Origin of the sequence: Simkania negevensis Z (genome assembly GCF_000237205.1) — a bacterium.
Classification (GTDB): domain Bacteria; phylum Chlamydiota; class Chlamydiia; order Chlamydiales; family Simkaniaceae; genus Simkania; species Simkania negevensis.
This window is the reverse complement of sequence record NC_015713.1, coordinates 2,490,217-2,496,337: the sequence shown is the minus strand read 5'-3', so window position 1 is coordinate 2,496,337 and position 6,121 is coordinate 2,490,217. Positions and strand designations below refer to the sequence as shown.

At 37.6% G+C, this 6,121-nt stretch carries 6 protein-coding genes; 5 read left to right on the top strand and 1 reads right to left on the bottom strand.

Going from position 1 to position 6,121, the window contains the following annotated elements:
* Positions 1-77 precede the first annotated feature (77 nt).
* A complete protein-coding gene (locus SNE_RS12015) occupies positions 78-1,037 on the bottom strand; it encodes a hypothetical protein (protein WP_013944724.1) in 960 nt (319 codons plus the stop codon).
* A 186-nt stretch (positions 1,038-1,223) separates the two neighbouring features.
* Between SNE_RS12015 and SNE_RS12980 the strand changes: the two genes are divergently transcribed.
* The 5 genes from SNE_RS12980 (at position 1,224) to SNE_RS12500 (ending at position 6,121) form a co-directional block, all read left to right on the top strand.
* Positions 1,224-1,984, top strand: a protein-coding gene (locus SNE_RS12980) for an IS5 family transposase (RefSeq protein ID WP_231919487.1) whose coding sequence is annotated in 2 segments (ribosomal slippage) — positions 1,224-1,581 and positions 1,581-1,984 — 762 coding nt in all. Because the reading frame shifts where the segments join, the coding sequence is not laid out codon by codon here.
* 413 nt (positions 1,985-2,397) lie between these two features.
* On the top strand, positions 2,398-3,195 hold the full coding sequence (locus tag SNE_RS12000; protein WP_079891591.1) for an ester cyclase: 798 nt from the start codon (positions 2,398-2,400) through the stop codon (positions 3,193-3,195).
* A 481-nt stretch (positions 3,196-3,676) separates the two neighbouring features.
* The gene (locus tag SNE_RS13550) at positions 3,677-3,964 is read left to right on the top strand and encodes a helix-turn-helix transcriptional regulator (RefSeq protein WP_013944721.1); all 288 of its coding nucleotides are present in this window, start codon (positions 3,677-3,679) and stop codon (positions 3,962-3,964) included.
* Positions 3,965-4,080: 116 nt separating this feature from the next.
* On the top strand, positions 4,081-4,965 hold the full coding sequence (locus SNE_RS11985; RefSeq protein ID WP_013944429.1) for an IS5 family transposase: 885 nt from the start codon (positions 4,081-4,083) through the stop codon (positions 4,963-4,965).
* Positions 4,966-5,062: 97 nt separating this feature from the next.
* Positions 5,063-6,121, top strand: a complete 1,059-nt coding sequence (locus SNE_RS12500) for a hypothetical protein (protein ID WP_013944720.1) — start codon at positions 5,063-5,065, stop codon at positions 6,119-6,121.

Sequence of the window (6,121 nt, the reverse complement as noted above, 5' to 3'; positions counted from 1 at the left end):
TTCATTAAATTCAATGGAGTTGGGTGAGCTAAGAAGAGAAATTCTACATTATGTGAGTCTCTGTCCAGTAATGTGAGTTAGAAAACAATATAATATGCTAAAATACCTGAATAGAATGCAGCTGTGTTCTTCCCAATTAAACTTGCCCAGAATCCTATTAGAATACCTGAATTAGGGGAAAAGTTATATTCTATTTGAGGAGCAAAGCTTAGTTGGTATGAATACGGTAATCCAATTTTTTGCAAAGTGTCATCCGAGTTTTTTCCTTTTTTTCCTGAAAAGGTCGCTTTTCCTTGTCGAAAGAAAAATAGGTCAAATGCAAATACCCAATTTTGAGTAATAGAGTATTCTCCAGAAAAGAACATGTTAAGGGTTTTTCCTGGATTGGCTTTGCCTTTTGTTCCTGGGCCACCTCCGTATGCATTCAAGTTACGAACATGAACAGAAGCAGGAAATATGTAACCGAGAGTCCATTTAAGAAGAAGAAAATGGTTTTTTGTAGGGAATTTTTTTTGAACGATAAAATCAAAACCTGTTTGCCATGACCCTTGGCCAGTTGCATCAATGCCTAATTTTTTAGGGTCAAGTTTTTGGTATTTCCCGGTTGGGATAATTTCTTCAAGATCAATCCTAAAATCTGGAATCCATGTTCCAGGAATATCATTTGAGATTTGAAACCCTAGAACAGCGATTGAGTCTTGAAAATGTGTCGCAGACTGTCCCTTTTTGAAGCTAGAAATGAATGAAACGTATAGTTCTATGCCTATATTGTCAGTGATCCCATAGAGATATTCGAAAAATGGATTGATAGCTGATTGATTTGAATCTCCTTCAACATTCCACCAAGATTTGTATTCACCATATGTGTTGGAGAATACAACATAAGGTGCAAATGTTGATTGACCTTGCTTCATGTTAGTTGCTGGAAGTGCTAAGATAGAGCCACTAAAATAAGGTTCGTACGGCTCTTGTTGAGAAAAAAGAGCAAATGGGAAGGATAAGAAAATAAGTATGCAAATTATAAGTTTGTACTTCATATAGATTTCATTTTAACGATTAAGTTATCAGTTGCCTAGTGAAAAGAGTCTACTACTTCGAGAAAATCACTTTAAGAGTGGTGATTTTATAAGCTGATCAAGAATCTTCTCTTGTTCTAGATAGTGTCGTCAAATTATTTTAATATGGTACTTTTGTAGGAAAAAACATCCAACAAGAGGAAGAAAATGGAAACACATCGACGTCATGACATATCAGATGCAATCTGGGAACAGCTTGTACAAAAACTCCCTGGGAGAAGAGGATCTGTAGGCGCACCAGCGAAAGATAATCGTACGTTCATTAATGCTGTATTTTGGATATTGCGTACAGGGGCACCCTGGAGAGATCTACCTCCGGACTATGGTAACTGGAAAAATACACATCGAAGATTCTGCCGGTGGAGGAATCAAGGGGTTTGGGAAAAATTGCTAGAAAGTCTGATAGACGACCCCGACTATGAATGGCTCATAATAGATGCGAGTCATATTAAGGTTCACCCACACGCTGCAGGAGCAAGAGGAGGCAATCAGGAGATGAGTCGGACAAAAGGGGGCTCAACACAAAATTGCATTTGGCCGTGGATGCGCATGGTATGCCAGTCAGAATTGTTATTACAGAAGGTGCCAAACATGATAGCACACAGGCTAGCTTCTTGATTGAAGGTATTTCTGCAGAACATCTTCTCGCAGATAAAGCATACGAGAGCGATGCAATCCTTTTACAACTTAATCATCAGGGTATAAACCCTGTGATTCCACCAAAATCGAACCGACGAGAGCCTTGGCCCTTCGACAAAGATCTCTATAAACTTCGACACTTGGTGGAAAACACACTCCTACACCTAAAACGTTGGAGGGGAATTGCTACAAGATATGCAAAAAATGCAGCCTCATTTATGGCTGCAGTGCAAATTAGATGTATTGCTCTTTGGGGAGGTTTATTTTGACGACACTATCTAATGTAACGTCATTTTCTTTTCTCATATCGGCTGATTTAGTCGACCAGGTACGAGTAATATCTGTTATCACGAATGTGGTAAATTATATGTCTAAATTCTTCTCCTGTGTCATGGAGTGTGTTTTCTAAGTCTTGATCTGATTCCGCATTCAGTATTTTAGGCAGGATGGCCTAGTATTTATTGCAGAGATTTTTCAAGCTTTACGAAAGAATATGCAACATTCTATCAATCGTTATAAAGCATTGAATATTTAGTGATGACTTTATTTTAATTATATTATTTATTGAATATTATAAAGCGATGTTTTTTATTTGCAAATATAATTTTTAAAAATTAATTGTTGAACCGATTATTAATATAAGTAATAATATAGCCTTGTATAATATGAGGAAGCTTTTGTCGTGACGAAGCGTTTAAGCCATGTAAGGGATTTTGTTTACAATTTTTGTTCGGATTCAGAACGAGAGAACTGTCTGAATGAGCTTTTTTCGCCGAACCTGATGTATCGTATGATCACTGGTAAACGAGTGGGAAATCATGTGTGTCTTTCTGATTTTAATGATTGGTTTCGTGCTTTTCCAGATTGGTCTGTGAAGTTAGTAGAAACTGAGGAGTATGAAAATACTGTTGTTGCAACTGTTGAAGCGCAGGGAACTCATTTAGGGCAGTTTGAAGATACGACTGAAGAGGAAGGTGTCGTTCTTTCTACTTCAGAATTTTTATATGACTTCCCAAAAATGAATCCTACAAAGAAAGTGGTCAAGTGCCGCCTTGAAACAATTTATGTTTTTGGAGGAGATCAAATTGAACGTTTTTCTGTTTATGCAGATGAAGTTTCATTCGCTCACCAATTAGGCTTAAAACCAGTATTACCTCCTTCTACTGAGTATTTAGACTTGTGCGAGGAGAAAAGTTGTCTTTTTAAGCATTTGAAGGAAACTTTAGTGTGTAATTTATCTGAGAGGGAGCTCGAATGTTTGATTTTGGCAGTTTGTGGTTTTGGTTCAAAATATACAGCAGAGATCTTAGGTCTTTCTTATAGGACTGTAGAGGCCCATTTGCATGCTTGTTATCAAAAAACTGGTTGTTTTGGGAAACAAGACTGTTTGGAACTATTCATTGCAAGAGGATTGCTTGCTGTTCTTCATGAATTATGCAGAATCTTGTTAAAGTTAAAGGATCTTACGAAATGTGGATGAAGCAAAGGATTCGAGAGCTTATTGATTTAGAATGGGGAGCACATGCAAAAAATGAAATGTGGGAGGATGTTTTATCTCAAAATCCACTGTACAGCACGATTATGGGAAGAAAAGTTGGAATCGGTTGTATTAAAAACCATTCTTGTGAGTTATTTCATGCTTTTCCTGATTTCCAAACACATTTGAAGAACATAGAAGTGTTTGGGAATTTAGTCATTTGTGATGTGGAATTTATCGCTTCTCATCAAAATTTCTTTCGATGCGAGGAATCAAGCGATGAGGGTGTCATCATTAAATCAGATTTTTGTGAACAATTTTCTAAACTTAAACCTTCTGGAACAAAATTAGTACAACCCGCAGAACTTTTTTTGTATTTGATCGAGGAAAAATTGTCCGAATTTCGATTCAAGAAGATCCTCTGTCTCTGTACCGTCAGCTCGGCCTTCAAATTGAGGTAGAGAAGTCTTGTCCAAAAACCTCTTTGAAAAGGGAGGGAGACTTTCTTGTAAAAAAATTACGAGATTACTTTAAAGTTTTAAGTGCAAAAGAAATCGTTTGTTTAGCTCTAGCTTTTTCGGGGTTTTCTGCAAAATTTGTGGCTGAGATCTTAGAAGTTTCTTATCGCACGGTTGAGTCACATTGGTTTCACTCTTATCAAAAATTAAGGTGCAATGGAAAGCAGCAATGCTTGGAAATAGTGATAGAGCAAGAGGCTCTTTCATTATTTCACGAATTGAGCGTAGTCTGTCTGAAGTTGGCTGAAAAGTAAAAATCAGTAGTTTCTACTGACTGTGTTGAAAAAATCAGAAGAGAAGTCTTGATAAAAATTTCTTAAAAAAGAGAAGCTCCTTATGGTTTAAGTCACTAAACATAAAGGAGCTTCAGATGCGTAAACGCAATTGGCACAAGTATAATCGAGACTTAGTAAAAAGAGGAAGTATAACTTTTTTCATCGATCCAAATGCGTTAACTGAAAAGCCAGAGGAAAACAAACGAGGTCGACCTCGTTTGTTTTCCCTTCCACTCATCTATCTCCTTCTTGTCTTAAAGATACAATATCGCCTTACCTATAGAACTCTCGAGGGTTTTGCCAAATCGATCCTTCCACATATAGAACCTGATATTTTTCTTCCGACCTACTCTCTGATCTGCAAAAGAGCTTCCCACATGGAAGCTCTTTTGCCCAAGCTCTCTTCTAGAAGACCTAAAGTGGTGCTGTTAGATACTACAGGGATCAAAGTCTATGGGGAGGGAGAATGGAAAGTGAAAATGCATGGAGCCTCAAAGAGGAGAAAATGGGTTAAATTGCACATCGCTATTGATGAAAACACTCAAGAAATTATCCACTTTGAAATCACAAAAGGGCATGAAGCTGACTGCAAAATAGGCCCGAAAATCATAGAGAAGCTCCCTAAACCCGTTGAGACCGTCATAGCAGATGGAGGATACGACACAAAAAGATGCAGGGAGGCCATCAATCAAATAGGAGCGAAAGACCTTATTCCGCCTAGAAAAAACAGCCTATTATCTCCTTTTATGACAAGAAGGAACAACGCCTTACGCGAAATAAAAGGACTGGGAGGAGATCAGCTAGCGCGAGAAATCTGGGGAAAACTGACAAGATACTCAAGAAGGGCATTAGCAGAGACAAGCTTCTCAAGATTAAAGCGACTGTATGGGGAAAGGTTTTTCTCAAAGAAAATAGAAACTCAAAAAATCGAAGGTCATATTAAATGCAAAATGCTGAATCAAATGCTTCTGATAACTTAATACGATTGATGATGAGGGGGGGGGAGTCTACGAAAATTGATTTTTTCAACACAGTCGTTTCTACTGTGTTCTTCAATTTTTCAATGTACTATCTTTCATGAAAGATTTTTACTTTATTTTAAGAGAATTGCTTCTTAAGCCATGTCAAAACACAAGAGACGAAACAAGGCTTCATATGATTTTGAATTTCCTAAAAAGAATTATCTTTTTTTACAGAGAAAAACCTCCCACAAAGGAAAATAGAGAAGAAATGATCCATTTAGGCAATGGAGCTCAAGTAGGTTTTTCTTATTCATTCTCCGATGCGTTAGAACGGTCTCGCAAAATGAGAGAAGGCACTGTGTCTAGTCAAGTTTTATTACCAGAGGAGGTAAATGATTCATCAAATCTGGATACTCCGTTAGATTTAAGGAGCTATGATTATTTGCGAAATTTTGAAGAGAATCACAGCCTCGGTAAACGGGCTTTTCCTCTTTGTGTCGGTCCTAGTGAGGTTGAACTTGTAAAAGGGGCTGGTGCTTTATATTGTCAAGAGAAGAAATGTTGGTTTTGGCCTTATGATGCGACGTTTGATGTTATAAAAATGAAATCAGTGCTTCCAAGAATCCACAACCCATATTGTAATCATCAAGTTTGTAAATGGGGAGATTGTGAAGTTCCTCCTTTACTTCCAAAACTAGTTCCTGAGCCGTTGTGGGGAGAAAATTTAAGAAAGTACTTACGGAAAGAACAATGGGATTTTTTACGTGGGCATACATATAAGAAATCGGGATATCGATGTTCAATTTGTGGTGGAATAGGGGAAGATTGGCCAGTAGAATGCAATGAGGTGTGGGATTATCAGCCTTTAGAAGGAAGCAAGTATATTGCCGTTTTAATTGATTTGAAAGCGCTTTGTCCAAGGTGTCATGATGCTACCCATCTTGGGAAAGCTAGAGTTGATGGGAGATATGATGAAGCGATTAGGCATATGGCATATATTAATGGCTGGTCTTTGAATCATGCTAATCGTATTGCTGATAAAGCTTTTCTGATTTTTAGTGAACTATCAGAAAAAACATGGCTTCTTGGTTTCGACGACGCATGTAATTGGGACCCTTCGGTAGAAAAAATTCTCAGAACTTTTTTTTCCGAAACAGCGCCTGCTTTAAGTTGA

Excerpts from the sequence above, each read along its gene's own strand:
- SNE_RS12015 (WP_013944724.1), bottom strand. The coding sequence starts at position 1,037 with ATGAAGTACAAACTTATAATTTGCATACTTATTTTCTTATCCTTCCCA.
- SNE_RS11985 (WP_013944429.1), top strand. The coding sequence starts at position 4,081 with ATGCGTAAACGCAATTGGCACAAGTATAATCGAGACTTAGTAAAAAGA.
- SNE_RS12500 (WP_013944720.1), top strand. The coding sequence starts at position 5,063 with ATGAAAGATTTTTACTTTATTTTAAGAGAATTGCTTCTTAAGCCATGT.